Raw genomic sequence first — 24,912 nt, 5'->3', positions numbered from 1 at the left:
ATAGCGCGGGGCCACGACATTCGTGGACGGCATTCGCGATGACGGATGCCTTGCGCTGCGGCATCCGTTTCCCTTATCGTTTTTCGATAACAACGTTTATCGATATGGATTGGAGCCGCGAGATGTACGCGATTCAGCGCAGCACCGTGAGCACGGGCGACGCGGTCGCTCTCGGCGTCATCGCCACCGGCGCGGTCAGCGTCGCGGTCGCGGCCCTGGTCGCCGGCGTCCGGGCGGCGGTCGAGATCTTCGGCGCAGACGCCACCGTCGCCATGCCCGTGACCGGCGGCGACGTGGAGGCCCTGGACGGCGTCAGCGACATCACGGCCGCCGTCTACACCTCTGCGGACGTCACCTTCGCCTCGCTGCCGGCCGGGGTCAGCTGGCTGCTGCTGCTCGAGGTCGCACTGCCCGCCCTCGCCACGATCGGCGTCTGTGCCATCGCCTGGTGGCTCGGGGTGTCGCTGATCCGGGCACGGCCGTTCCGCGCCTCGATGCCCACCGCGATCGGCGTGGTCGCGTGCCTGGTGATCGCAGGCGGGCTGTTCGGCCAGTTCGCCGGTGCCTGGGGACGCGCGATGCTCGTCGAGCACCTCGCCGCCACCGACGAGGCCGTCACCGACGTCTTCTGGATCTTCCTGCTGCAGCTGGACCTGGCGCCGATCGGCTGGGGCTTCGCGCTCGCACTCGTCGCCGGGGCGTTCCAGATCGGCTCGCGCCTGCAGCGCGACACGGAAGGACTCGTGTGATGACGACGGATGCCGCCCCGCGCCTGACCGGAACGCTCGATCTCGTCTTCTACGCCGTGGCGGCCGCGGCCGGCGTGGCGCTGTGGACCATCGTGCGCATCGTGGGGGTGTTCGACGCCGCCGGGGTGCCCTTCACCCTGCCGGTCACGGAGGCCCCTGTCGAGGTGACGCTGGAGGGTCAGTCGGCACCCGCGCCGCAGACGCTCACCGAAGCGGCGGTGCGCGTGCCCGGCCTCGACCCCGCCGGCCAGGCGTTCCTCGTGACCTCCGCCGTCCTGGTGCTGCTCGGCACGCTGGTGACGGTCGCCGCCATCGTCCGGCTCGCCCTCGAGTTCCGCGCCGGCCGCGTCTTCTCGCGCCGCGTGACGCGCGCGCTCACCGTCGTGGGGACGACGATCCTGGCGACCGCCGTCCTCGTGATGCTCAGCGACGCGATGGCGCGGCGCAGCGCCATGGAGGCGCTCGGCCTCGACTACGAGCCGCTCGCGATGCTCGACCTGGTGGCGTACGCGCCGGCCTGGATCGCCGCGCTCGTGGCGGGTGTGCTGGCCGGCGCCTTCGCGCACGGCGAGCGCCTGCAGCGCGACACGGAAGGACTCGTGTGACCCCCGCGGAGGACGACGGCCCGAGCGGCGTCCACTGCCGGCTCGACGAGCTGCTCGAGGCGCGCGGCATGACCCTCACACGTCTGTCGGAGCTCGTGGGCGTCTCGGTCGTGAACCTGTCGATCCTCAAGAACGACCGCGCCCGCGCGATCCGCTACTCGACGCTCTCCGCGATCTGCCGCGCGCTCGACTGCGAGATCGGCGACCTGCTCGTGCGCGCAGACTGAGCAGATTCCGGATGCCGCGGGCCGCGGCATCCGGATTCGCGGGCGTCAGTCGTGGCCGATGATCGGAATGCGGACGTCGTCGTACTCGGCGCCGGTGAGGATGGCGAACACCTCGGCGTCGTCGTCGATGCCGCTGACCTGCGCGACGACGCCGCGCGGCGCCATGTCCATCGTGCAGGCCTGGTCGGCCGGCGGGGTGGCGAACGTGACCGTCACCTCGGTGCCGGAGCCTTCGACGTTCTCGATCACCGGAGGACACGTCGACGAACCCCACGTGAGGATCACGAACTGGCCGTCGGCGTCGGTCCACCCGGCGCTCGGCAGGTAGTCGGTCTCACCGGTCTGGTCGAGTCCCGGCACGGGGTCGAGGTCGGCCTCACCGCTGTAGGCGCCGGTGACGCGGACCTCGAACTCCTGGGTCGTATCGGCCTCCTCAGGCAGGCCCACCACCGTCGCCCGCGGGACCATGTCCCTCGTGCAGGCCGTGTCGCCGGCGGGGTCGACGAGCTCGACCTCGAGCACACCGTCGGCGTACGAGACGTCGCCGGCCGTGGGCACGCAGGTCGACGAGCCGTACGTGACGAGGCCGATCATGCGCCCGCCGTCGAGCCAGGCCGCCTCCAGATCCATGTCATCGGAGTCGTCGGTGCCCGGCGCCGACGACGACGGGGAGGAGGAGTTCGGCTCGGAGCCGGCGGGGCTCGCGCAAGCCGTCAGAAGTCCTGCGGTCAAGAGTGCCAGACCGGCAGCGGCGATGAGTGAACGGGAGTGAACGGGCATGCGCGCCTCCTCGGCATCCGCGGACGCCGTCCCCGGCATCCGTCACCCCTATGGTGTCGCAGATCGCCCCGGAATCTCAGCACTTCGATCACGCGATGGTCACGATCAGCCGGGAGATCGCCCCATCGCCTCACTGCAGCGCGGACGTCAGCCGCGCGAGGTTGTCGAGGACGGTCGACCGGAGCGGCTGCTTCTCCCACTCCTCGAGCGTGAGCTCGCGGCTGAGTGAGCGGTACATGTCTTCGACGACGCGCATCTGGCGCACGAACTCCTCGCCGCGCACCAGCATCGAGATCTCCATGTTGAGACCGAAGCTGCGCATGTCCATGTTGCTCGATCCGACGATCGCGACCTCTTCGTCGATGGTGAGGCTCTTCGTGTGCAGGATGAACGGCTTTTTGTACATCCAGATCTTCACGCCGGCGCGCAGCAGCGCTTCGTAGTAGCTGCGCTGGGCGTGGTAGACGATCGCCTGGTCGCCCTCCTCCGAGACGAAGAGCTCGACATGGATGCCGCGCTGGCAGGCCGTCGTGATGGCCAGCAGCATCGCCTCATCGGGCACGAAATACGGGCTGACCACGATGATCTGCCGTTGCGCCGCGTAGAGCAGGCCGGCGAACAGCTTGAGGTTGTTCTGGAACTCGAACCCCGGCCCCGAGGGGATGATCTGGCAGTCCAGGTCGCCCGGTCCGCTGGTGACGTCGAACAGGTCGATGTCGTCGGTGAGCACCTCGTCGGTCTCGCTGTACCAGTCGCTCAGGAAGACCGCGTTGACGGATGCCACGACCGGGCCCTCGATGCGGGCCATGAGGTCGACCCAGTGCAGGCCCCGACGGATGTTCTTGCGCAGGTTGTACGTCGAATCGGTGATGTTCTGCGAGCCGGTGAACGCCACACGGCCGTCGACCACGAGGAGCTTGCGGTGGTTGCGGAGATCGGGGCGCTGGTACTTGCCGCGCAGCGGCTGCACCGGGAGCATCAGGTGCCACTGCGCGCCCATCGCGTCCAGGCGCTTGAGCGTCCGCTTGTAGAACGGCTTGCCGCGGTTGGCCCAGTGATCGAGCAGGACCCGCACCGTCACCCCCCTGCCGGCCGCCTCTTCGAGCGCGCGGAAGAAGTTGTCGGTCGCGGCATCCGCCTGCAGGATGTAGAACTCGACGTGGACGAACCGCTCGGCGTCGCGGATGGCGTCCGCCATCGCGTCGAGGCTCTCCTGGTAGTCGGGGATCAGCTCCGCGGCGTTGTCGCCCGCCAGCGGCATCGCGCCGAGGTTGCGGTTGAGCGTGACCAGCGACGTGAACCAGCCGGGCGCGTGGGGGCGCAGCGTTCCGAAGTCGAGCGACGCACTCGTGTCGTGGATGTACTCGTTGATGCGCTCCTGCTTGCGGCGCCGCTTGCGGGGCAGCCGCGGGTTGCCGATCAGGAGGAAGAGGAACACGCCGATGATCGGGATGAAGTAGATCGCGAGCAGCCAGGCCATCGCCGCGGTCGGCCGGCGGTTGCGCGGGACGACGATGATCGCCGTCACGCGGATGACGAGGTCGATGACGAAGACGAGCACCACCCACCACGTTGCATCGAACGTGATGGTGATCACCGGGCGAGGCCTCTCGTCGGCACGGGTCGCGCGGATCGGGACGATCGGACGACCGGCGGATGGGACAGTGTGCCCACACTATCGGGGAGGGCCGACGGCGCCCGGCACCGGCGGCCTGCGGCGTGGGGCGGTGTCAGCGGTCCGCGGAAGCGGTGGGTGCGACCGGCGGGAGTCCGCGCTTCGCGCGCTCCTCGGCCTCGAGCTTCGCATAGACGCGACGCTCGGTGCGGTCAGCACGGATCACGCTGCGCATCACGAAGAAGAAGATCAGCGAGACGACGACGGTCGGCAGGAGCGTCCACAGCACCGCGACCCAGTAATCCATGCCTTCAAGGATACGCGGTGCCGGCGGCGCCTCCTCCACAGGTGGCCGCAAGGGCCGGATTCCGCGGCTTCTCCACAGGCCGAGCGGCCTCGGGAAGGCCCCACCATTCCTCCACATCCCGCCGGATAGGCGGCTGGCGAGGCAGTGCCCACGGTCGCGGCATCCGTCGTCCTACGCGCCCCCGCAGTTCGGGAGAGTCGTCCTCCATGACCCCCACTGTCGTCAAAGCCGCGGACGCCGCGCAGTTCCTGTCCTTCATCCCCCGCATGCTCGGCTACCACCCGACGCAGAGCCTCGTCGTCATCCCCTTCGACGGCGCGCGCAGCCTCGGCGCCATGCGGTTCGACCTGCCGGACGGCGACGACGACGCGATCGACAGCGTCGCGGCCACGGTGACCGGCATGGTGTGCCGGCTCCCCGACGCGGACGCCGTCGCCGCGATCGCATACACCGACGCGCGCTTCGAGGACGAGGGGCGGATGCCGCACCGCGGGGTCCTCGCCGCGTTCGAGCGCCGCGCCCACGCGTGCGGCCTGCGCGTCACCGACCTGCTGTGCGTGGCGGGCGACGCGTGGGCGTCGCTCCTCGACCCCGACTGCCCCGGCGATGGACGCGCGCTGGAAGACCTGACCTGGAGCGGCCCCGCCGACGTGCCCGAGCCCGACGGCGACCAGTCCGCCGGCGCCGACCTGCCGCACTGCACGGACGAGGAGCGCGACCACGTCGCGCGGGCGATGGACGCCCTCCAGCGGGCCGTCGACGTCCTGTGCGGACGGGACACCGCAGACCTCGCGGCACCGCGCTCATCGGACCCGGCACGCTCGGCGTTCGGGCCTGCGGCCGATGCCACGTGCCGTGCCGGCGACCCGGTGCGCACGACGCCCCGTGCGGCGACGACCACACCGTCGGCGTGCGCCGACGACCTGGGGCCCGTTCCGGCGCCGGTGTCGGGCGAGGTCGAGGACGCGGCATCCATGACCGCATCGGCGGATCGCGTCGACCCGCGCGCCCTCGCAACCGTCTGCCGGTTCGACGACCTTCCGGGCTTCTTCGAGGAGGCCCTGTCGCGGTCGCCGGAGGACGCCGACGCCTACGACGCCGCCGCGCTCGTCTGGTGCCTGGCCCGCCCGTCGCTGCGCGACGTCGCGCTCGTGCAGTGGAGCGGCGACCTCGCGCAGGGCGACGAGGCGTTCGACGCGCAGCTGCGGTGGGAGTCGGGCGAGGAGTACCCCGCGCACCTTGCGATGCGCATGTGGGGCGAGGGCGACGCACCGGACGTCTCCCGGCTCGAGACGGCGCTCACGCTCGCCCGGCATGCGGCCGCGGTCGCACCGCGCAACGCGCGACCGGGACCGCTCGCGATGTGCGCGTGGCTGTCGTGGGCGCTCGGACGCTCGACGCACGCCGCCGCCTACGCCGAACGGGCCTGCGAGATCGAGCCCGAGCACGGGCTGTCGCAGATCGTGCTCTCCTTCGTGGCCGCCGGTCACCTGCCCGACTGGGCCTTCCGCCGCGCGGGCGGGCGGTGACGTGTGCGGCCGCAGCGCCGCCCGCGCTACCTGCGCCGCGGCGCCGCTCGCGCTACTTGACGAGCGGGAAGAGGATCGTCTCGCGGATGCCGAGCCCGGTGACCGCCATGAGCAGCCGGTCGATGCCCATGCCCATACCGCCGGTCGGGGGCATGCCGTGCTCCAGAGCGCGCAGGAACTCGTCGTCGATGCGCATGGCCTCGAGGTCGCCGCGCGCCGCGAGCTTGGCCTGCTCGACGAAGCGCTCGCGCTGGATGACCGGGTCGACGAGCTCGGAGTAGCCGGTCGCCAGCTCGAAGCCGCGGACGTAGAGGTCCCACTTCTCCACGACGCCCGCGATGGAGCGGTGCTCGCGCACCAGCGGGCTGGTGTCGAGGGGGAAGTCCATCACGAACGTCGGCCGGTGCAGGCCCGGCTTGACGAAGTGCTCCCACAGCTCTTCTACGAGCTTGCCGTGGATCGCGTGCGGAGGCAGGTCGACGCCTTCGGCCTCGGCGAGCGTCACGAGCTCGTCGAAGGGCGTCTCGGGCGTGATCGACCGGCCGGCCGCCTCCGACAGGGAGTCGTACATCGAGAGGCGGTCCCACTGCCCGCCGAGGTCGTACTCGGTGCCGTCGGCCCACGTGACCGTGGTCGAGCCCGACACCGCGACCGCGGCGTTCTGGATGAGCTCCTGCGTGAGGTCGGCGATCCCGTTGTAGTCGCTGTAAGCCTGATACGCCTCGAGCATCGCGAACTCGGGGCTGTGCGTGGAGTCGGCGCCCTCGTTGCGGAAGTTGCGGTTGATCTCGAACACGCGGTCGATGCCGCCGACGACGGCGCGCTTGAGGAAGAGCTCGGGCGCGATGCGCAGGTACAGGTCGGCGTCGAAGGCGTTCGAGTGCGTGATGAAGGGGCGCGCCGACGCGCCGCCGTGCTGCACCTGCAGCATCGGCGTCTCGACCTCGACGAAGTCGTGCGAGGCGAACGTCTGACGCAGGCTCTGGTTGACCTTCGCCCGCGCCAGCACCGTCTCGCGCGCGCGGTCGCGCACGATGAGATCGAGGAAGCGGCTGCGGACGCGGCTCTCCTCGCTCAGCTCGGTGTGGAGGTTCGGCAGCGGCAGCACCGCCTTCGAGGCGATGCGCCACTCGCCGACCATGATCGACAGTTCGCCGCGGCGGCTGGAGATGACCTCGCCCGAGACGAAGACGTGGTCGCCGAGGTCGACCAGCTCCTTCCACGCCTGCAGCGACTCGTCGCCGACGGCGGCCAGCGACACCATGGCCTGGATCCGGCTGCCGTCCCCGGCCTGCAGCGTGGCGAAGCACAGCTTCCCGGTGTTGCGGCTGAAGACGACGCGGCCGGCGACCGCCGCGGTGACGCCGGTCTCGGCGCCCGCTTCGAGGTCGCCGTAGCGCTCGCGCAGCGCGGGGATCGTGTCGGTGATCGGCACGCTCACCGGGTAGGCACCGCCCGCGGCATCGGTCCGCTCCGCGACCAGCCGCTCGCGCTTGGCCAGCCGCACGGCCTTCTGCTCGAAGACGTCGTCTTCGGACAGCTCGGTCGGCTCGGCGGTCTCGGCGGGCGAGGTCGTGTCGGTCACGGGATGTGCTCCTCGGTGCGGTGTTCTCCGCAGAATGCGGACCCCCAAGTCTATCGGCGGGCGGCTCCGGCCTTTCTGAACAGCCGATGGCACGGCTGCACCGGATGCCGCGCCGCGCCCCCGTGGCACCCGCAGCACGAGATCCGGGCTCTTGGCCGCGCCGGCGCACGCGAGTATGGTCGGGGGCGCCCTGGGGTCACCTCGACCAGATCGGACGGCGTCATGTCGCGAGCTCGTCGCACGATGTCGGATCTCACGGGATTCTGGGTGGTCGCAGCCGCCTTCATGACCGTCACCGCCTACGCGACCGTCCCGACTCCGCTGTATCCGCTCTATCAGGCGGCCGACGAGTTCCCCGTCGAGGTGGTGACCGTCATCTTCACCGCGTTCGCGGTCGGGGTCGTCTTCAGCCTCTTCCTCGTCGGTCACATCAGCGACTGGGCCGGGCGACGGCGGATGACGGTGATCGCCGTGCTCGTGTCGGCGCTCGCGGCGATCGTCTTCATCGCGTGGAACTCGGTGCCCGGCCTCGTCGCGGCCCGGTTCATCGATGGGGTCGGCGTGGGCATCATCAGCGCCGCGGCGACGGCTCACCTCGCCGAGCTGCGTGCGAGGGCGCGACCTGGCGAGAGAGCCGTCGTCGCCGCGTCGGTCGCGGGAGCTGCCAATCTCGGCGGGCTGGCGCTCGGGCCGCTCGTGGGGGGACTCTTCGCCGAGTTCGCGCCCGACCCTCTGGAGCTGCCGCACATCACGTTCCTGGCGATCTTCGTCACGGCGGCCGTCGTCCTGCGCCACGTACCCGAGACCGTGGACACGGCCGCCGCTCATCCGGCGTACCGGCCGCAGCGGTTGGCGTTCCCGCCGACGTATCGCGCGGCATTCGCCGCGGCGAGCACGGGCGCCGCCGCCTCGTTCGCCCTCTTCGCGCTGTTCACGTCTCTGGCTCCGACGTTCTTGCGCGACACGTTCGACGTGTCGGACCACCTCGTCGAGGGAGCAACGGTCTTCGCGGTCTTCGGAGCTGCGGCCCTCGCCCAGCTGCTTCTCGTCAGCGTCGCCCAGCGCACGCAGCTCCTCATCGCGATCGTGGGCTTCGCCGTCGGACTCGCAGCGATCGCAGCGGGGGCGCTGATCCCCGCCCTTGCGCTCTTCATCGGAGGCGGCGTGGTCGCCGGTGCCGCCGCCGGCATCATGTTCCGGTCGGCGATCGCCGTGGCCGGCGCGCTCACCGGCCCCGAACGACGGGGCGAGACGCTCGCGCTCCTCTTCCTCATCGCCTACGGAGGGCTCGTCGCGCCGGTGCTCCTCGTGGGGCTCAGCCTCGCCTTCTGGGGCGAGGCGACCGTGCTGCTCGTCTTCTCGGCGGTCGTGCTGATCGCGACGCTCGTCGCGGGCTCCGCCATGCGCCGCACCTCGCCACAGGCGAGCCGCTCGTCAGCGGAACGCGCCCCCTGACGAGCGGTGTCCGAGCGGACGCCCTCGTCAGCGCAGGTCGACGGCCTCCCCCAGCGGCGCCCACTTCACGCGATCGCGCACCCCACCCGGCGCCGACTCGAAGACCGCGGCGGCCGCCTGCTCCTGCTGAGAGAAGTGACTCCATCCCTCGACGTGGATCGGCACCGCGACGCCGGGCTCGGCCAGGGCGATCAGCTCCACGGCGTCCTCCGCGTTCATCGTGTACGCGAGCGGCCCGGTGAGCGGGAACTTCACCGCACCGATGTGCACGAGCGCGACGTCCGGCCGGAGACCCCGCGCCGCCGTGCGCAGCGCTCCGTACATCACCGTGTCACCCGTCATCCACAGGCCGGGGCGCGCGGCGCCGTCCAGCGTGAGCGCGAAGCCCACCACCGGGCCGACGATGGCCCGGGTGAGCGGCGCGCCGTGCCGGCAGGGGGTCGCCGTGACCATGAGATCGGGCTTGCCCTCCGCCGTGAGGGTGACGGTGTCTCCGGCTCGGAGTCCGCGGGCGTCGGGGTGGCCGCCCGAGGACGACAGCTGCTTCGCGCCGGCGACCGTAGTCAGCACCGTGCGGACCGACGACAGCGCGGCGCGGCCGGCGTCGTCGAGGTTGTCGGCGTGGTGATGGTGGCTGAGCAGCACGACATCCACCTCGCCGATCTCGTCGGGCGACAGTGCGGGGCCCGCCGTCTTGCGAGAGCTCGTGCCCAACGCGAACGCGTAGGTCCGCCCCGGCGGGTCGAAGGTGGGGTCGGTGAGGATCCGCCACCCCTCCCATTCGACGAGGGCCGTCGGGCCGCCGATCCGTGTGACGCGCATGTCGCCTCCCAGCCCCGCAGCCCGGGCTCAGCCGAGGTAGATCTCGGCGTTGTCGATGAATCGGTGGCCCGCCACCGTTGCGGCGATGAGCGCGAGCGCGGGGCCGCTGCTCCCCTCGTCGACGGGCAGGAACGTCGCGGGATCGACCACGCTCAGGTACTCGAGCCGGATGCGGGGCTCCCCCATCAGCGTCGACTGGGCGGCCGCGATGCACGCATCGACGCCGCGGTCGGCGTTGGCGGCGGCCGCGTCGAGGGCGGCCGGCAGCAGTACGGCGGCCGCGAGATCGCGCTCCTCGAGCAGTCCGACCCGCGTCGAGACGGGCAGCCCGTCATCGCCGCGCACCGTCTCGACCGTGGCGACCTCGAGGTCGAAGAACAGGTCGCGGACCATGCGGCGCACGAGAAAGACGCGCTGCCGGTCGCGCTCGCCGTACACGGCGACGTCGGGCCGCACGAGATGGAAGAGCTTGGCCTCGACGGTGAGGAGGCCGTCGAAGTAGAACGGGCGGCTGCGCCCTTCGTAGCGCAGGCCCAGATCGCCGGCGCTCACCTTGGTGGTCGCCGACCCGTGCGGCAGCAGCTCAGCGGCATCCGGCGCGAACACCACTTCCACCCCGAGCGACTCCAGCAGGCGGGCGTCGTCGTCGGGCGTGCGCGGGTACGCGGCGAGCTCGGCGGGCGAGGAGAACCGCAGCGGGTTCACGAAGATCGACACCACCACGACATCGGCGACCTCGCGCGCGCGATGGACGAGATCGATGTGCCCGTCGTGGAGCGAGCCGATGGTCGAGATGAGCGCGATGCGGACACCCGGATTCGCCGCGCGGACCTCTGCCAGGCGGGCGCGCAGCCCGTCGATGGTGCTGATCATCCTTGGATCGTAGCGGGGGGCTCGGCTGGTCCCGGACCGGAGCCCGCCTCCGCCAGGGCGTGGTCGATCGTGGTGTGGGCCAGCGCGGAGAGGAACGAGCCCGGATGCGGCACGCCGGCCTCCGCCAGGAGCGACGTCGCCTGCTGCACGATCGACCGCGAGAAGTCGCGCGCGGTGGCGATCGCCTCCGCGTACGCGGGGCGCGCGGCCTCATCCACCACCACCGGCTCGCAGCCGAGCTCGACCGCCAGCGCCTGCGCGATCGGCAGCACCGGGCCGGGCGCGGTGACCGCCGCGTACCCACTCGCGAGGGCGCGCAGATCCATCGACGTGCCGCTGAACTCGATCGCCGGGTGCACCGCGAGCGGGATCGCGCCCTTCGCCACGGCGGCCGACAGGATGCCGGTGCCCCAGGCCGGATCGGTGTGCACCACGAGCTGCCCCGGCTGCCATGCCCCCACTTCGGCGAGGCCGGTCACCAGTCCCTCGAGTTGATCGTGCGGCACGGCGACGATGACCAGCTCGCTCCGCCGCGCCACCTCGGTCGCATCGAGGACGGGGACGCCGGGGAGGATCGCCTCGACTCGCTCGGGGTCGGATCCCGGCGTGATGCCGACGAGCGCGTGGCCTGCGCCGCCGAGCGCGGCGCCCAGCACGGGTCCGACCCGGCCGGCCCCGATGACTCCCACGCCGAGGCGGCCCTCGCGGGTCATGCGCGCTCCTCCGCTCCGGCGACGGGACCCGGACTCGCGGGCGCCGGCGCGACCGACGCGGGTGGCGCAGGCGCGACCGGCGAGGCCGGCGCGGGCGCGGCCGGCGCGGCGAGCCCGGGCGCGGCGGACGCAGGCGCGACCGGGGCGGGGCCGACGAACGGCTCGGCGCTGAGGACAGCGGCGGCCGCGGCATCCGTCTCCTCCGCAGCCCAGCGATGCGTGCGATCGATGAGCGCGGCGCGCACCGAGCCGCGGGCGACGTCGTCGAAGAGCCGGAGCGCGGTGTCGCGGTCGACCGCGGCGAGGAAGGGCGAGACGGGGCCGGTGACCACGTGCGCGCGCACGTTCGTCACCCCCGATGCCCGATCGAGCGGGCCCTGGTAGAGCCCGAAGCTCTGCAGGCGCGCGAGAGGCAGGATCACGAGCTTGCGCCACACCACGCCGCGGCGCATCAGCAGCACGTCGCCGCTGAGGCGGAAGCCGTTGCGACGGTATGACAGCGGTCGGATCCACCACGCCCGCTTCGGCGTGTTCGTGAAGGTGTCGACGTCGCCCGGGCCGAGCATGCCCTCCTGCACGATGAGCGCCCGCTCGTCGTCGGGAAGCGACGGCTGCAGCAGCCGCAGCACGCGATCGACGTCGTCGGCGGTGCCGACCGGCAGGACCGTCGTGAACTGATCGGTGTTGGCATCGGCGGCGCTCCGGCCGGTGAGCCGGTTGATGCGGATGGTCCACCAGCCCGCCGGCCGCCAGAGGATCGGCTGCGTGACCTCGACGGCGTGGATCCGGCCCGGAGGCACGATCTCGGTGATGGTCGTGAAGAGACCGAACGTGATCCTCACTCCGTCGGGCGTCGGGGCGATCGAGTAGCGCAGCGACCGTACGATCGAGCGGATCCAGTACGCGCCGAAACCGATGATCGCCGGGACGAAGCCGAACAGCATCCAGGCGGCCCCCTGGCTGACGCCCACCACGATCACGACGATCGCGATCAGCAGCGCCACGGTCGACACGCTGAGGACGTGGGATGCCACGAGCCGCCCGACCGGGATGTGCACGACCGATTCGAGCTCGGCCACCGGTGCCTCGGGGCCTTCGATCATGCCCGTGAGCTCGCGCCCGACGGTCTGGCCGAGAGATGCGACCCTGCCGTGGACCGGCGTGCCGGCCGGGCCCGCCGGGGCCGCTGAGCCGGAGGCCATCGCCAGCCGACGGCCGGAGGCGAGTCGCAGGATGTCGGCGCGCACCGCCTCGGCGTTGGAGGTCGACAGGTACTCGAGCTTGACGTTGGCGTCCGCGCCGGCGCCCACCACCTCGAGCTTCGCCATGCCGAGGAGCCGCGCGATCATCGGCCGCGTCAGGTTGACGCCCTGCACGCGGTCGAGCGGAGCCCGGCGCTGCGTGCGGAACAGGATCCCGCTGCGCACCTCGACGTCGTCGCCCGTGATGCGGAACGTGTGGAATCGCCACGACGTGTAGAAGACGGCGACGATCACGATCAGCGCGGCCAGCACCGCGAGCAGGGCGAGGACGTAGAGGTTGTTGACGATGATGAAGTCGATCGGATCGCCGCCGGCGCTCTCCCAGTCGCCGACCTCGTCCTCGATGTCGGGCGCGAGCCACGGCAGGAACACGAAGAACAGCCGGTCGCGCAGGTTCGCGAAGACGATGCCGATGACGACGATCAGGAACAGGCCGCCCCGCAGCAGCGGCGTGAGCGGGTGGAGCCGGTGCCATTCGCCGTCGCTCAGCGGCGAGCGCACGAGCTGCGGCGGCGGCGCGGCCGGACTGGCCGCAGGCGCGGCATCGGGATCGCCGGCCGGGCCGACCGGCGCTTCCGCGGCGGGATCCGCAAAGGCGGGCGATTCCGTGAACTCGGGGGCGTTCGGCTCCGGCGGCACGGGCGTGCCGTCCGCGGGTCCGGAGATCGACGTCATAGTCCCGTGCGCCGGGCTTCAGCGACCGCGACCAGGTGGTCGCGGAGCGTCTCGGCCGTGGACTGCTCCAGGCCCGGGATCACCACGCCCGTCGCGGCGGCGGCCGTGACGAACTTGAGCTGCGCGATGCCGAAACCGCGGTCGAGCGGTCCGTGCGTGATATCGATGAGCTGCATGCGCCCGTAAGGCACGGCGACGAACCGCTGCCAGAGGATGCCGCGGCGGAAGACGAGGTCGTCCGCCCGCAGCTGGTAGCCGATCGAGCGGGCCTGCCGCGGCAGGATCACAAGGGTCCACGTGAGGATCACCGTGAGGATGCCACCGGGGATCCAGGCCCACAGCTGGTGCATCAGCAGCGTCAGTACGAGGGTCGCCGCGATGACGAGCACGAGGAACGACCCGGTGGAGATCAGCTGCACCGTCACGTACTTGGGCGAGATCTGGTGCCAGACGCCGCCTTCGAGTGCGAGGCGGTTCTCGGACCGCGGTTCGACGATCCGCTCGAACGTCCCGCTCCCCTCGAGCGTTCCGCTCCCCTCGAGCGTTCCGCCGCCCTCGAGCGTCCCGCCGGTTTGGACCGTCCCGCCGCCCTGGACCGTCCCGCCGGCCGCGTCAGTGGTCGCGGAGGCGGGGTTCCAGTCCCGGGTCGTCGCTTCCTCCGGGGTGTTCGTCATCGTCGTCCTTCCGGATCGTGCACAGGTGCTCCGCGACCAGACCGGCGGCGACCAGCAGCGCGCCGCACACGGTCGTCGCGATGACCGTCCCCAACGAGCCTAGCGAGGGTGGGACGGGCCTCGTCGCGAGGAAGATCCACAGGCCCGCGCCGAGCCCGCCGATCGCCGCTCCGACGATGCTCGACGCCTTCGCGAGCATGGCGATGCGCACCGCACGGAACGGATCGACCTTCGCCTTCGAGGCGCCGTGCGTCGCGCGGCGGATCGGCACGGCGAGGCCGACCACGACCGCACCCAGCAGCACCAGCAGGATCGGCAGCGTGACCGCGGGCGTGAAGGTGGGGCGCCCGGCCGACGTGAGGAGCTGATCGACGACGAAGCCCGCCGCGACGCCGAGGACGGCGGCCACGACCAGCACGCCGGCGCCGGTGCGCTTCATCGGTCCCCTCGCAGCCGTCGCAGCGCCTCGTCGACCCGGCCGACGCCGGGGAGCACGGCGTCGGGATCGACCGCCAGCCACGGCCCGAGCACGAAGTCGCGTTCGGCGGCGCGCGGATGCGGCAGCAGCAGCGCGTCGTCGTCGCTCACGACCTCGCCGTACGCGATGAGATCGAGATCGAGGGTGCGGTCCTCCCAGCCGCCCTCGCGGGCCGAACGCTGCGTCGAGCGCATGCGGCCGTGCCGCTGCTCGATCGCGTGCAGGTAGCCGAGCAGCACCGTCGGCGCGAGCCGGGTGGTGAGGATCGCGACCGCGTTGAGGTACCCCGGGGCCGAGTCGTCGGGCCCCTCCGGCGTCATGGCGACCGACTCGATCGGCTCCGACACGCGCACCGCGTCGACGAGCGGCACGCGGGCGAGATCCTTGATGGCGGCGGCCAGCGTCTCGGCGCGGTCTCCGAGATTCGCGCCCAGCGCGACCACGGCCTCGACCGCCTCGCGCGGGTGGCGCTCGGCCCCGCCCTCGAAGCCGTCCGCGAACCGGCGGTTCACGAGCCCGCCGTCCACGTCGGCTCTTCCTGCCGGGCGCGGCGGATCGTCACCGACACATCCGAGAACGGCACCGAGATGGGCGCCTGCGGCTTGTGGACGGTCACCGCGACCATGCGCACGAGGTCGTGCGCGAGGAGATCGTCGGCGATCCGCGCGGCCAGCCCTTCGATGAGGTTCAGCGGCTCGCCGCCGACGAGCTCCACGATGCGCTCGGCGACCTGACCGTAGTGCACGGTGTCGGCGACGTCGTCGGATGCCGCTGCTCGCGCTGTGCTCACGTACAGCGTCACGTCGACCACGAACTCCTGGCCGTCGCGCCGCTCGTCCTCGTAGACGCCGTGGTATCCGAACGCGCGGACGCCCGTCAGTGTGATCTCGTCGATGAAGTCCATCGGCTCCCTTCCTGCCAGCTGCGCGCCACGGTGAGAGCGTCGCGCGTACCGGCGACATCGTGCACCCGCACCGCCCACACGCCGGCCTGCGCCGCCAGCGCGCTCGTCACGGCGGTCGCCAGGTCGCGCCGCGCCTCGTCCGCGTCGGCGGGGTCGTCGGCCAGCGCCTCGGCGAGGAACCTCTTGCGGCTGGTGCCGACGAGCACCCGCGGGCCCAGCCCGACCAGGCGGTCGAGATCCCGCAGCACGGCCCAGTTCTGAGCGCCCTTCTTGCCGAAGCCGATGCCGGGATCGAGGATGATCCGCGACGGCGCGATGCCGGCGGACGCGGCGGCCTCGAGCCGGCCGCGCAGCTCGGCGATCACGTCGTCGACGACGTCGCCGTACTCGGCCCGCGCGTACATGTCGGTCGAATGCCCGCGCCAGTGGCCGATGGCGATGTCGGCGTCCGTCGCGGCGACGGCCGCGAGCAGTCCGGGGTCGGCGAGCCCGCCCGACACGTCGTTGACGATGCGCGCCCCGGCCTCGACGGCAGCGACCGCCGTGGAGGCGTTCATGGTGTCGATGCTGACCACGAGACTCGCCTCCGTCAGCGCGCGCACCACGGGCAGCACCCGGTCCTGCTCGATCGACGGATCGACCCGTTCCGCGCCCGGGCGGGTGGACTCGCCGCCGACGTCGAGGATGTCGGCGCCGTGCGCCCGCAGCCGGAGCGCGTGGGCGACGGCGGCATCGGCATCCGCGTATCGTCCGCCGTCGCTGAACGAGTCGGGCGTGACGTTCACGATCCCCATGACGAGGGTCATCCGCGACCGGCCCCGATCAACGTGACGAGCTCGGCGCGGGCCGCCGACTCGGCGAGCTCGCCGCGGGCGGCGATGGTCACGGTCGAGGCATCCGGCTGTCGTCCCCCGCGCATGGTCACGCACTCGTGCGTCGCGTCGAGCACGACCAGCACGCCGCGGGCGTCGAGGGATGCCGCGATCACGTCGGCGATCTGCTCGCCGAGCCGCTCCTGCACCTGGGGCCGCGACGACAGGATCTCGACGACCTTCGGCAGTGCGCCGAGACCGACGACCTGCTCGCCGGGGAGATAGGCGAGGTGCGCGTGGCCGCGGAACGGCAGCAGGTGATGCTCGCACACCGACCGGAAGATGATGTCGCGAAGGATGACGGCGCCCGAGGGCAGGGTGTCGGGCGCCGGGCCGCGCGAGACCGAGATGGTGTGCGCGAGCGGGGCCGCGGCATCCTCCCCCACTCCCGAGAAGAACTCGGTGTACGCGTCGGCGACGCGCTCGGGCGTCTGCCTCAGACCGGGGCGCTCGGGATTCTCCCCGATCGCCTCGAGCAGCTCGCGGACGAGCGCCGCGACGCGTTCACGATCGACGGCCACGGGCCGAGCCTACGCGGTCGCGGGGCGCGCCTGCCCGCTCGGGCGACGCTTGGCCGCCTTCTCGGCGGCCGGCTGCTCGGCCTCGACGCTCGCGGCGAGACCCGCCTCGTCGCGGCGCTGCGGCACGTCGACCGGCGGGAGCGTCGACGGCGGGCGCTGCTCGCTCGAGAGCCACTGCGGGCGCGGCGGCAGGCGCTTGACGTCCTTGAAGATCTCGGCGAGCTCGAGGTGGTCGAGCGTCTCCTTCTCGAGCAGCGCGAGCGCGAGCTTGTCGAGCACGTCGCGGTTGGCGTTGATGACCTCGTAGGCCTCGTTGTGCGCCTGCTCGATGAGGTCGCGCACCTGGCGGTCGACGCGCTCGGCGATGCGCTCCGAGAAGTCGCGCCCGTGGCCCATGTCGCGGCCCATGAAGACCTCGCCCGACGACTGGCCGAGCTTGACCGGGCCGATGTCGCCGGTCATGCCGTACTCGGTGACCATCTTGCGGGCGATGCTGGTCGCCTTCTCGATGTCGTTCGAGGCGCCCGTGGTCGGGTCGTGGAACACGATCTCCTCGGCCACGCGACCGCCCATCGCATACGTGAGCTGATCCTGCAGCTCGTTGCGCGTGACGGAGTACTTGTCGTCCAGCGGCAGCACCATCGTGTAGCCGAGGGCCTTGCCGCGCGGCAGGATCGTGACCTTCGTGACCGGGTCGGTGTGGTTCATCGCCGCCGCCGCGAGCGCGTGACCGCCCTCGTGGTAGGCCGTGATGAGCTTCTCCTTGTCCTTCATCACGCGCGTGCGGCGCTGGGGCCCTGCCAGCACGCGGTCGATGGCCTCATCGAGCGCGCGGTTGTCGATCAGCTGCGCGTTCGAGCGGGCGGTGAGGAGGGCGGCCTCGTTCAGCACGTTGGCGAGGTCGGCGCCGGTGAAGCCGGGCGTCTTGCGCGCGACGACCTCGAGGTCGACGCCGTCGGCGAGCGGCTTGCCGCGGCCGTGCACCTCGAGGATCTTCTGGCGGCCCTTGAGGTCGGGCGCATCCACGCCGATCTGGCGGTCGAAGCGGCCCGGGCGCAGAAGGGCGGGGTCGAGGATGTCGGGGCGGTTGGTCGCCGCGATCACGATGACGTTGGCCTTGGGGTCGAAGCCGTCCATCTCGACGAGCATCTGGTTGAGCGTCTGCTCGCGCTCGTCGTGTCCGCCGCCGAGGCCCGCGCCGCGGTGACGGCCGACGGCGTCGATCTCATCGATGAAGATGATCGCCGGGGCGTTGTCCTTGGCGTTGTTGAAGAGGTCGCGCACACGGCTGGCGCCGACGCCGACGAACATCTCGACGAAGTCCGAGCCCGAGATCGAGTAGAAGGGCACGCCCGCCTCGCCGGCGACCGCGCGGGCGAGGAGCGTCTTGCCGGTTCCGGGAGGGCCGTACAGCAGCACGCCCTTCGGGATGCGGGCGCCGACGGCCTGGAACTTCGAGGGGTCCTTGAGGAAGTCCTTGATCTCCTCGAGCTCCTCGATCGCCTCGTCGGAGCCCGCGACGTCCTGGAAGGTGACCTGCGGCATCTCCTTGGTCACGAGTTTCGCGCGGGACTTGCCGAACTGCATGACCTTGCTGCCGCCGCCCTGGGCGCTGGAGAGCAGGAACCAGAAGAGCAGACCGAGCAGCAGGATCGGCAGGAGCAGCGAGATGAACCCGTCGAACCACGTCGCGCGCGGCACGGCGTCGTTGAAGCCGTCCTTCGGGTCGGCGGCGTTGATCGCCTCGACGACTTCGTCGGCACGTGCCGAGACGTAGTAGAACTGCACGTCGCTGGCGCCGTCGTACTCCTTGGAGAGCTTCATGTCGACCCGCTGGTCGCCGTCGGTGTTGACGACCTCGGCGACAGTGTCACCGGAGAGCAGTTCGAGACCCTCCTGCGTGGAGATCTGCTTCGCGCCGTTCAGGCTCGAGATGAGCGAGAACCCGACGATGAGAAAGACCCCGATCAGGAGGACGTAGAAGAGCGGGTTGCGGGTGATCTTCTTGAAGTCCATGGCGCGGGCCCGAGCCCGACCCCTTTCGTCGACGTGCCGCCGCAGACAGGAAAACCCCCGTCGACGGTTGAATCAGGGTATCGCGCGCTTCCTAGGCGCTGTCTGTGCATTCGCCTCGGGCGTAATCGCGGGCGACGGGGGTTCGCGCTAGCGTGGGCCGGAGCGTCGCACGAGCCCACGACGAGGAGGACCCCGTGCCCCGCATCCGCGCCCTCGCCGCCGCCTCTCTGACCGCGGTCGCCGTGCTCGCCCTGGCTGCCTGCGCGACCACGCCGATCGGGCCGCCGACGCCGCTGCCACCCGCGGCGACCGTCGCCGAGATCTCCTGCGCAGGCATGGACCCCTTCGGCGGTGACCCGCAGACCGACGCCGGGCCCGTCCCCGACGACTTCGAGCCCGTCGCCGCCGTCCGCTGCGTGCCGTTCCAGACGGTCGAGGATGACGAGGGCATCTGGTCGGTCGTGCTGCGCGAGCGGCTCGAGGGCGACCTCGCGGCGGTGCTGCGCGCGCAGGCCGAGCCCGACGAGCCTCGCTCGCTCGGCGCGTGCCCGGCGATCGCGACCATCGCGCCGCTGGTGTGGCTGACGGATGCCGCGGGCCAGGGCGTCCGCCTGCGCTATCCGGTCGACGGCTGCGGTCAGCCGAAGGTCGAGTTGATCGGCGACGCGCTGGCCCGACTCGCAGTCGTGCGCACCGACGAGGAGCAGCGCACCCTCGCCCAGCCGAGCGCGGCGATCGACGCCGGCTGCGAGGCCACCTGGTCGGCCCGGCCGCTGCAGCTCGCCACGCCGGAGCAGCTCGGGGAGTGGGAGGGCACGAGCGTGGCCCCGCAGCCCGCTCCCACCTCCGACGGCATCACCACCATCCCGTGGGAGCCGCCGCGGACGCCGGCGCCCGGCGAGGTCGACGAGCTTCGCCTCTGCGCCTACTCCACCGACGACAGCGCGAACCCGACGGCGACGCCCGCACCCGGCGCCACGACGTGGGTGACGGTCGAGGTGGACGGTCAGGCGTGGTTCACGGGCAGCCGCACGCTCGACGCGGCCGCGACGCGCGCCGTGCTGGAGGCCGCGGCATCCGCTCAGCCGCTTCCGCAGCCGTGCGACGACCTGCCGGGCTCGCTCGTCGTGCTCCACCCGGGTGGCGGGCTGGCGACGATCACGGTGGAGCTCGACGGCTGCCGTCGGCTCATCGTCGACGCCCTCTCGACGTACACGGCGCCGGCCGGCCTCGTCGACCTGCTGCGCGGCTGAGACCTGCTCGGCCGAGGGCCGGGGACGCGCGTCAGCTGTACACGTGGGGGGCGAGCACCGCCACGTCGCGCAGGTTGCGGTACTTCTCGGCGTAGTCGAGGCCGTAGCCGACGACGAACTCGTTCGGGATGTCGAAGCCGACGTACTTGCAGTGCACCTCGACCTTCGCGGCCTCGGGCTTGCGCAGGAGCGCGAAGACCTCGACGGATGCCGCGCCGCGAGCCGCGAAGTTCTCCAGCAGCCAGCTGAGGGTCAGGCCCGAGTCGATGATGTCCTCGACGATGAGCACGTGCTTGCCGAGGATGTCGGTGTCGAGGTCCTTGCGGATCTGGACCACACCGCTGGACTTCGTGCCGGCGCCGTACGACGAGACGGCCATCCAGTCCATCGTCACGTGCTTCTCGAGCGCCCGCGAGAAATCGGCCATGACCATGATCGCGCCCTTGAGCACTCCGACCAGCAGCAGATCCTGGTCGCCGTAGTCCGCATCCACCCGCGCCGCGATCTCGTCGAGCTTGGCTCGGATCTCCTCCTCGGTGACGAGGACTTCGCTGATGTCGCTGGAAACGTCGGCCGCGCGCATGCGAACGAGTCTAGAGGGGCTCGCCGCACCGACCCTAAGATGAGCCGCGGAACCGGACGACGCCGTTCGACGAAAGGGAGGCCGCCGTGGCCGGCATCGAAGACATCCTGAAGTCCCTGCCCCTCGATCAGATCGCCGAGAAGCTCGGGGTCGATCCCGCCGTCGCGGCGCAGGCCGTCGAAGAGGGCGGTGCGACGATCCTGAGCGGCCTCCAGCGCAACGCGCAGACGCCCGACGGCGCCGCCTCCATCGACAAGGCGCTCGACCGGCACGCCGGCGCCCTTCCCACCGGAGTGGATCAGATCGACACCGCCGACGGCGACAAGATCCTCGGCCACATCTTCGGCGGTCAGAAGGAGGCGGTGGAGCAAAAGCTCACCGACGAGCCGCAGACGGCGGGCATCGACTTCGCCAAGCTCCTGCCGATGCTGGCCCCGATCGTGATGGGCCTGCTGGCCAAGAACAAGCAGGGCGGGACGGATGCCGCGGCCCCCGGCTCGTCATCCGGCTCGTCATCCGGCGGAGGGATCGGCGACCTCATCGGCGGCCTGCTCGGCGGCTCGGGCGGCTCGTCGTCCGGCGGGTCGTCCGCCGGCGGCATCGACATCGGCGGACTGCTGGGCGGCCTGTTCGGCGGCAAGAAGTAGGCCCGCTCAGCGCGCGGTGAACTCCACGCGTCCGCCGATGCGGCGGGCGCGGCATCCGGGAAGATCGATCGGGCCCTGCCCCGACCAGTCCGTCACGAGCCGTGCCACCTCGAGGGTCTGCCAGCGCGTGAGGCTCTCGTGGAACTCGCTCGCGACGACGTGCCGGATGATGCGGTGGCGCAGCGCCGCCGGGTTCGCGGCGAGTGCCGCCGCCGACACCGAGATGCCCGCCTCGGCGTGCTCGACGATGTCTTCGATCGTCTCGTCGATCATCTCGTCGAAGGCCTCGGCGTCTTCGCGCAGCTGAGCGGCCGTCCGCGCGAGCGCCTCGGCGATGCCCGGTCCGAGTTCGGCCTCGAGCACCGGCAGCACCTTCTCGCGCACGCGCACGCGCGCGAAGCGCGGCTCGAGGTTGTGCGGGTCGTCCCATGCGTCGAGCCCCTCGGCGGTGCAGGCGAGCCGCGTCGTGGCGCGGCGGACCCCCAGCAGTGGGCGCAGCAGGGCGACGCCGTCGAGGGCGGATGCCTCGGCCATGCCCTGCAGGCTCGTGCCGCCCGCTCCACGCGCGAGGCCGAGCAGGACCGTCTCGGCCTGGTCGTCGAGGGTGTGACCGGTGAGGATCGCGGCCGCGCCGAGTTCGCGCGCTCCGTCGACGAGGGCGCGGTAGCGCGCGTCGCGCGCGGCCGCCTCGGGACCGCCCGCGCCCCCGACCTCGACGCGCGCGACGCGGGCGTCGATGCCCAGGGCGCCGGCTTTGGCCGCGGCGGCGGTGGCGGCATCCGTCGATCCCTCCTGCAGACCGTGATCGACGGTCAGCGAGGCGACCCGCAGGCCCAGCTTCGGAGCCTCGAAGGCCGTCGCCGCGGCGAGCGCGAGCGAGTCGGCGCCGCCCGACAGCGCGACCACCACGGTGCTTCCGGGCTCGAGGCCGGCGAGCGCCCGGCGTACGGCGAGCCGCACCTCCGCGACGGCGGGGTCGAGTCCGGGTCTGCGCTCCTTCACCCGCCCACGCTACCGGGCTCGCTCCGACCTTTCGAGTAGCGCACTTTGCAGTTCCGGGCACGCGAGAGGTGCAAAGTGCGCGATTCGAACGCGAGAAGGGCGCGACTAGGCTTGTCGCGGAAATCCACAGTCTTCGAAGGAGCACCACTATGGGCGCGTACGACGCCGTCATCGAGATCCCGCGCAACAGCCGCGTGAAGTACGAGGTCGACCACGGCACGGGCCGCGTGTTCCTCGACCGCATCCTGTACACGCCGATGGGCTACCCCACCAACTACGGCTTCTTCGAGAACACCCTCGGCGAGGACGGCGACCCGCTCGACGTGCTCGTGATCCTCGACGTCGACCTGGCTCCCGGCATCCTCGCGAGCGTGCGCCCCGTCGGCGTGCTCAAGATGAGCGACGAGGCCGGCGGCGACGACAAGGTCGTCGCGGTACTGGCCAAGGACCCGCGCTGGGCGCACATCCAGGACGTCGGCGACATCCCCGAGTACCTCCAGAAGGAGATCGCCCACTTCTTCGAGCACTACAAGGACCTCGAGCCCAATAAGTGGGTCAAGGTCGACCAGTGGGCCGACGCCGCCGAGGCCGAGCGCCTCGTCGCCGAGGCGTTCGACCGCTTCAAGGAGCACGACGCCGAGACCCGCACGCAGGGTGAGGGCGTCGCGCCGAGCACGCTCTGACTTGTCGTCTCATGCGAGAACCGGATGCCGCGGCATCCGGTTCTCGTCGTTTACGGGGTCCGCCCAACTCGCGCGGCTCGCGGCTCAGACCGAGACGCCGCGAGCGCCCATGAAGTCGATCGGGTTGACCGGGTAGTTGTTGACGTAGGTCTCGAAGTGCAGGTGGCAGCCGAAGGAGTTGCCGGTGTTGCCCTCGCTCGCGATGAGCTGACCGGCGCTGACCCACTGGCCGACGCCGACGAAGATGCCGCCGGAGCGGATGTGACCGTAGCCGCTGCCGATGCCGCCGCCGTGGTCGATCTTGATGTAGTTGCCGTAGCCGCCGTTGCCGCCCGCGTAGACGACCCGCCCGGCCGACGCCGCGTAGATGCCCGCACCGCAGCCCGCCGCGAGGTCGACGCCGTAGTGGTAGCCGCTGGAGCAGTAGCTGTTGCCGCACTGGACCGTCCGGGGTCCGTAGCCGGAGCTGCGCCAGCCGGAGGACGGGCGGGCCCAGCCGGATCCGACGACCGCGCCGCCGCCACCGCCTCCGCCACCGCCTCCGCCACCGCCGCCGCCCTGCTGGGCGAGACGGTCGGCCTCGGCCTTCGCCGCTGCCGCTGCCGCGGCAGCCGCAGCCGCCTCGCGCTCCTTGCGGATGCGCTCGCCCTCTTCGTAGTCGGCGACGGTCTTGGCGACCGTGTCCTGCAGGGCGGCCAGCTGCGCCTCGAGCTCGCCGCGCTTCGCGTTCTGGGCGTCGAGGGCGGCCTGCGCCTCGTCGGCGGCCTTCTGCGCGGCCACCATCTTCTCTTCGGCGACCTTCTGCAGCCGGTCGCGCTCGGCGCGCTGCACCGCCGCCTGATCGCTCAGGCTCTGCGCCGAGTCACGCGCGGTGACAGCCTGGGCGTAGACGTCCTGGTTGCGCTGGACGAGCTTGTCCATCGTGCCCAGGCGCGCGAGGAGGTCGTCGGCGCCGGCGGCGGAACCGGCGAAGAAGAGCTCGAGCGACGTGTCGTCGCCGCCGTTGCGATAGAGCTGAGCGGCCACTCGACCGGCCTTGTTCGCGGCATCGACCGCTGCGGCGGCCTGTTCGTCGGCCTGCTGCTGCAGCTGGTCGGCGCGCAGCGCCGCGTCGAAGTAGGCCTGCTGCGCGACGTAGAACTCGTCGGCGAGCTGCTGGGCGACCAGCCGCTTTGCCGTGACGTCGGCCTCGAGCCCCGCGATGAGCTGCTGGATCTTCGTGATCTCGGCCTGCTTGGCGGCCTCGTTGTTCATCGCGGCGACGACGTCGTCCCACGAGGGGTACTCGGCGGCGAATGCCGGGCTGGCGAGAGGACTCGCGGCGATGCCGACGGCGCCCAGCGCCGCGACCCCCAGGATGCCGAGACCGAGCGCGGTGCGTCGGTTCATCGCGGGCCAGAGCCGCCGCTGCTCAGCGGGAGTAGGAGCGCATCCGCAGTCCGCAGACGCGTCGTCGGCCAGGGTCTTCGCGGTGTTGTTCTCGGGCTGCACCGGGTCCTCCCCTCGCGGCAACAACTCGTTTCACAGTAGCAACATGCGTAACATGCGCAACCCCCAGTGGCGCATGTCGGCCGCCGCCGCGGGCAGCGGTCACCCGGTCAGTCTGCGCTCGGCAACGCCGTTCCACAAGGGCGCCACGCCCTCGATTCGCGTTTTCGTGATCCATTACGTATGCTTGGTCCTCGGCAGTGAGCCCCCAAAGGTTCACCCGGCCCCATCGTTTAGCGGCCTAGGACGCCGCCCTTTCACGGCGGTAGCACGGGTTCGAATCCCGTTGGGGTCACTCCACAATTCAATAAGCATGGCCCTGTAGCGCAGTTGGTTAGCGTGCCGCCCTGTCACGGCGGAGGTCGCGGGTTCAAGTCCCGTCAGGGTCGCTCCGAGCGACGGGCCCTTTTCTCGAAGAGGGCCTTTCGTCTAGGACGCGGCAGGTCTTGCAAGAGAAACCACCGTGCGGCTCTGTAGCTCAGTTGGTAGAGCGTTCGACTGAAAATCGAAAGGTCACCGGATCGATGCCGGTCGGAGCCACAAGGGTGATCGTTACAGTCACCCCAGGAACCCTCGCGTAGCTTCTACATCGCG

Annotated in this window: 26 protein-coding genes and 3 tRNA genes; 11 read left to right on the top strand and 18 right to left on the bottom strand. The window is 71.4% G+C overall.

All coding sequences use genetic code 11. The features are described 5' to 3' along the window. Positions 1-122 precede the first annotated feature (122 nt). The 3 genes from IM770_RS14605 to IM770_RS14595 are packed head-to-tail and all read left to right on the top strand — an operon-like array spanning position 123 to position 1,581. A complete protein-coding gene (locus tag IM770_RS14605) occupies positions 123-749 on the top strand; it encodes a hypothetical protein (RefSeq protein ID WP_203581885.1) in 627 nt (208 codons plus the stop codon). After that, positions 749-1,354, top strand: a complete 606-nt coding sequence (locus IM770_RS14600) for a DUF2975 domain-containing protein (RefSeq protein ID WP_203581884.1) — start codon at positions 749-751, stop codon at positions 1,352-1,354. Before IM770_RS14605 ends, IM770_RS14600 begins: the two co-directional genes overlap by 1 nt. Beyond that, on the top strand, positions 1,351-1,581 hold the full coding sequence (locus IM770_RS14595; protein WP_203581883.1) for a helix-turn-helix domain-containing protein: 231 nt from the start codon (positions 1,351-1,353) through the stop codon (positions 1,579-1,581). Before IM770_RS14600 ends, IM770_RS14595 begins: the two co-directional genes overlap by 4 nt. Positions 1,582-1,626: 45 nt before the next feature. On the opposite strand, the gene IM770_RS14590 is transcribed toward IM770_RS14595, so the two are convergent. The 3 genes from IM770_RS14590 to IM770_RS14580 all read right to left on the bottom strand — a co-directional run bounded on the left by IM770_RS14590 (position 1,627) and on the right by IM770_RS14580 (position 4,283). After that, positions 1,627-2,361: a hypothetical protein gene (locus IM770_RS14590; protein WP_203581882.1), complete on the bottom strand. Its 735-nt coding sequence runs from the start codon at positions 2,359-2,361 to the stop codon at positions 1,627-1,629. A 130-nt stretch (positions 2,362-2,491) separates the two neighbouring features. After that, a complete protein-coding gene (gene cls, locus IM770_RS14585; RefSeq protein WP_203581881.1) occupies positions 2,492-3,958 on the bottom strand; it encodes a cardiolipin synthase in 1,467 nt (488 codons plus the stop codon). A gap of 133 nt (positions 3,959-4,091) precedes the next feature. Beyond that, positions 4,092-4,283, bottom strand: a complete 192-nt coding sequence (locus IM770_RS14580; protein WP_203581880.1) for a hypothetical protein — start codon at positions 4,281-4,283, stop codon at positions 4,092-4,094. A 206-nt stretch (positions 4,284-4,489) separates the two neighbouring features. Between IM770_RS14580 and IM770_RS14575 the strand changes: the two genes are divergently transcribed. Next, the gene (locus IM770_RS14575) at positions 4,490-5,812 is read left to right on the top strand and encodes a DUF4192 family protein (RefSeq protein ID WP_203581879.1); all 1,323 of its coding nucleotides are present in this window, start codon (positions 4,490-4,492) and stop codon (positions 5,810-5,812) included. Positions 5,813-5,864: 52 nt separating this feature from the next. Here IM770_RS14575 and lysS read toward each other — a convergent pair whose 3' ends face one another. Beyond that, entirely contained in the window at positions 5,865-7,397 is a 1,533-nt protein-coding gene (gene lysS, locus IM770_RS14570) for a lysine--tRNA ligase (RefSeq protein WP_203581878.1), read from the bottom strand. A 243-nt stretch (positions 7,398-7,640) separates the two neighbouring features. On the opposite strand from lysS, the gene IM770_RS14565 reads away from it, so the two are divergent. Then, entirely contained in the window at positions 7,641-8,852 is a 1,212-nt protein-coding gene (locus IM770_RS14565) for an MFS transporter (protein ID WP_239066272.1), read from the top strand. A 27-nt stretch (positions 8,853-8,879) separates the two neighbouring features. Here IM770_RS14565 and IM770_RS14560 read toward each other — a convergent pair whose 3' ends face one another. The 11 genes from IM770_RS14560 to ftsH form a co-directional block, all read right to left on the bottom strand. Continuing rightward, entirely contained in the window at positions 8,880-9,674 is a 795-nt protein-coding gene (locus IM770_RS14560) for an MBL fold metallo-hydrolase (protein ID WP_203581876.1), read from the bottom strand. Positions 9,675-9,701: 27 nt separating this feature from the next. After that, positions 9,702-10,547, bottom strand: coding sequence for a pantoate--beta-alanine ligase (panC, locus tag IM770_RS14555; RefSeq protein WP_203581875.1), 846 nt, complete (start codon positions 10,545-10,547; stop codon positions 9,702-9,704). Further along, complete coding sequence (locus IM770_RS14550) at positions 10,544-11,260, bottom strand: Rossmann-like and DUF2520 domain-containing protein (RefSeq protein ID WP_203581874.1); 717 nt, start codon at positions 11,258-11,260, stop codon at positions 10,544-10,546. Before IM770_RS14550 ends, panC begins: the two co-directional genes overlap by 4 nt. Continuing rightward, complete coding sequence (locus tag IM770_RS14545; protein WP_203581873.1) at positions 11,257-13,197, bottom strand: PH domain-containing protein; 1,941 nt, start codon at positions 13,195-13,197, stop codon at positions 11,257-11,259. Before IM770_RS14545 ends, IM770_RS14550 begins: the two co-directional genes overlap by 4 nt. Further along, positions 13,194-13,694 (bottom strand): PH domain-containing protein, encoded by a 501-nt coding sequence (locus IM770_RS14540; RefSeq protein ID WP_307785478.1) that lies wholly within the window; start codon positions 13,692-13,694, stop codon positions 13,194-13,196. The genes IM770_RS14545 and IM770_RS14540 overlap by 4 nt, the downstream gene beginning before the upstream one ends. A 115-nt stretch (positions 13,695-13,809) precedes the next feature. Beyond that, the gene (locus IM770_RS14535; RefSeq protein WP_203581871.1) at positions 13,810-14,310 is read right to left on the bottom strand and encodes a DUF3180 domain-containing protein; all 501 of its coding nucleotides are present in this window, start codon (positions 14,308-14,310) and stop codon (positions 13,810-13,812) included. Next, on the bottom strand, positions 14,307-14,861 hold the full coding sequence (gene folK, locus IM770_RS14530) for a 2-amino-4-hydroxy-6-hydroxymethyldihydropteridine diphosphokinase (protein WP_203581967.1): 555 nt from the start codon (positions 14,859-14,861) through the stop codon (positions 14,307-14,309). Before folK ends, IM770_RS14535 begins: the two co-directional genes overlap by 4 nt. After that, on the bottom strand, positions 14,858-15,253 hold the full coding sequence (gene folB, locus IM770_RS14525) for a dihydroneopterin aldolase (RefSeq protein WP_203581870.1): 396 nt from the start codon (positions 15,251-15,253) through the stop codon (positions 14,858-14,860). Before folB ends, folK begins: the two co-directional genes overlap by 4 nt. After that, positions 15,226-16,059 (bottom strand): dihydropteroate synthase, encoded by an 834-nt coding sequence (gene folP, locus IM770_RS14520; RefSeq protein WP_203581869.1) that lies wholly within the window; start codon positions 16,057-16,059, stop codon positions 15,226-15,228. The genes folB and folP overlap by 28 nt, the downstream gene beginning before the upstream one ends. After that, positions 16,056-16,646, bottom strand: coding sequence for a GTP cyclohydrolase I (gene folE, locus IM770_RS14515; protein WP_203581868.1), 591 nt, complete (start codon positions 16,644-16,646; stop codon positions 16,056-16,058). The genes folP and folE overlap by 4 nt, the downstream gene beginning before the upstream one ends. Positions 16,647-16,655: 9 nt before the next feature. Next, complete coding sequence (gene ftsH, locus IM770_RS14510) at positions 16,656-18,662, bottom strand: ATP-dependent zinc metalloprotease FtsH (protein WP_203581867.1); 2,007 nt, start codon at positions 18,660-18,662, stop codon at positions 16,656-16,658. Between the two features lie 194 nt (positions 18,663-18,856). Here ftsH and IM770_RS14505 point away from each other — a divergent pair, with 194 nt between their 5' ends. Next, the gene (locus IM770_RS14505; RefSeq protein ID WP_203581866.1) at positions 18,857-19,915 is read left to right on the top strand and encodes a hypothetical protein; all 1,059 of its coding nucleotides are present in this window, start codon (positions 18,857-18,859) and stop codon (positions 19,913-19,915) included. 31 nt (positions 19,916-19,946) lie between these two features. On the opposite strand, the gene hpt is transcribed toward IM770_RS14505, so the two are convergent. Beyond that, positions 19,947-20,498 carry a hypoxanthine phosphoribosyltransferase gene (gene hpt / locus IM770_RS14500; protein ID WP_203581865.1) on the bottom strand — a complete coding sequence of 184 codons (552 nt, stop codon included), beginning with the start codon at positions 20,496-20,498 and terminating at the stop codon, positions 19,947-19,949. Positions 20,499-20,584: 86 nt separating this feature from the next. On the opposite strand from hpt, the gene IM770_RS14495 reads away from it, so the two are divergent. Continuing rightward, on the top strand, positions 20,585-21,145 hold the full coding sequence (locus tag IM770_RS14495; protein ID WP_307785473.1) for a DUF937 domain-containing protein: 561 nt from the start codon (positions 20,585-20,587) through the stop codon (positions 21,143-21,145). Between the two features lie 6 nt (positions 21,146-21,151). On the opposite strand, the gene tilS is transcribed toward IM770_RS14495, so the two are convergent. Then, positions 21,152-22,147, bottom strand: coding sequence for a tRNA lysidine(34) synthetase TilS (gene tilS / locus IM770_RS14490; RefSeq protein ID WP_203581864.1), 996 nt, complete (start codon positions 22,145-22,147; stop codon positions 21,152-21,154). A 149-nt stretch (positions 22,148-22,296) separates the two neighbouring features. Between tilS and ppa the strand changes: the two genes are divergently transcribed. After that, positions 22,297-22,830 (top strand): inorganic diphosphatase, encoded by a 534-nt coding sequence (gene ppa, locus IM770_RS14485; RefSeq protein ID WP_203581863.1) that lies wholly within the window; start codon positions 22,297-22,299, stop codon positions 22,828-22,830. An 84-nt stretch (positions 22,831-22,914) separates the two neighbouring features. On the opposite strand, the gene IM770_RS14480 is transcribed toward ppa, so the two are convergent. Continuing rightward, positions 22,915-24,321 (bottom strand): M23 family metallopeptidase, encoded by a 1,407-nt coding sequence (locus tag IM770_RS14480; RefSeq protein WP_203581862.1) that lies wholly within the window; start codon positions 24,319-24,321, stop codon positions 22,915-22,917. Positions 24,322-24,540: 219 nt separating this feature from the next. Between IM770_RS14480 and IM770_RS14475 the strand changes: the two genes are divergently transcribed. The 3 genes from IM770_RS14475 (at position 24,541) to IM770_RS14465 (ending at position 24,858) form a co-directional block, all read left to right on the top strand. Further along, a tRNA-Glu gene (locus tag IM770_RS14475) sits at positions 24,541-24,613 on the top strand. A gap of 20 nt (positions 24,614-24,633) precedes the next feature. Next, positions 24,634-24,707, top strand: a tRNA-Asp gene (locus IM770_RS14470). A gap of 78 nt (positions 24,708-24,785) precedes the next feature. Continuing rightward, positions 24,786-24,858: transfer RNA gene (locus IM770_RS14465), tRNA-Phe, on the top strand. Positions 24,859-24,912: the final 54 nt, after the last annotated feature.

Source organism: Microbacterium hibisci, from assembly GCF_015278255.1.
Classification (GTDB): Bacteria; Actinomycetota; Actinomycetes; order Actinomycetales; family Microbacteriaceae; genus Microbacterium; species Microbacterium hibisci.
This window is presented reverse-complemented; position numbering and strand designations above follow the sequence as displayed.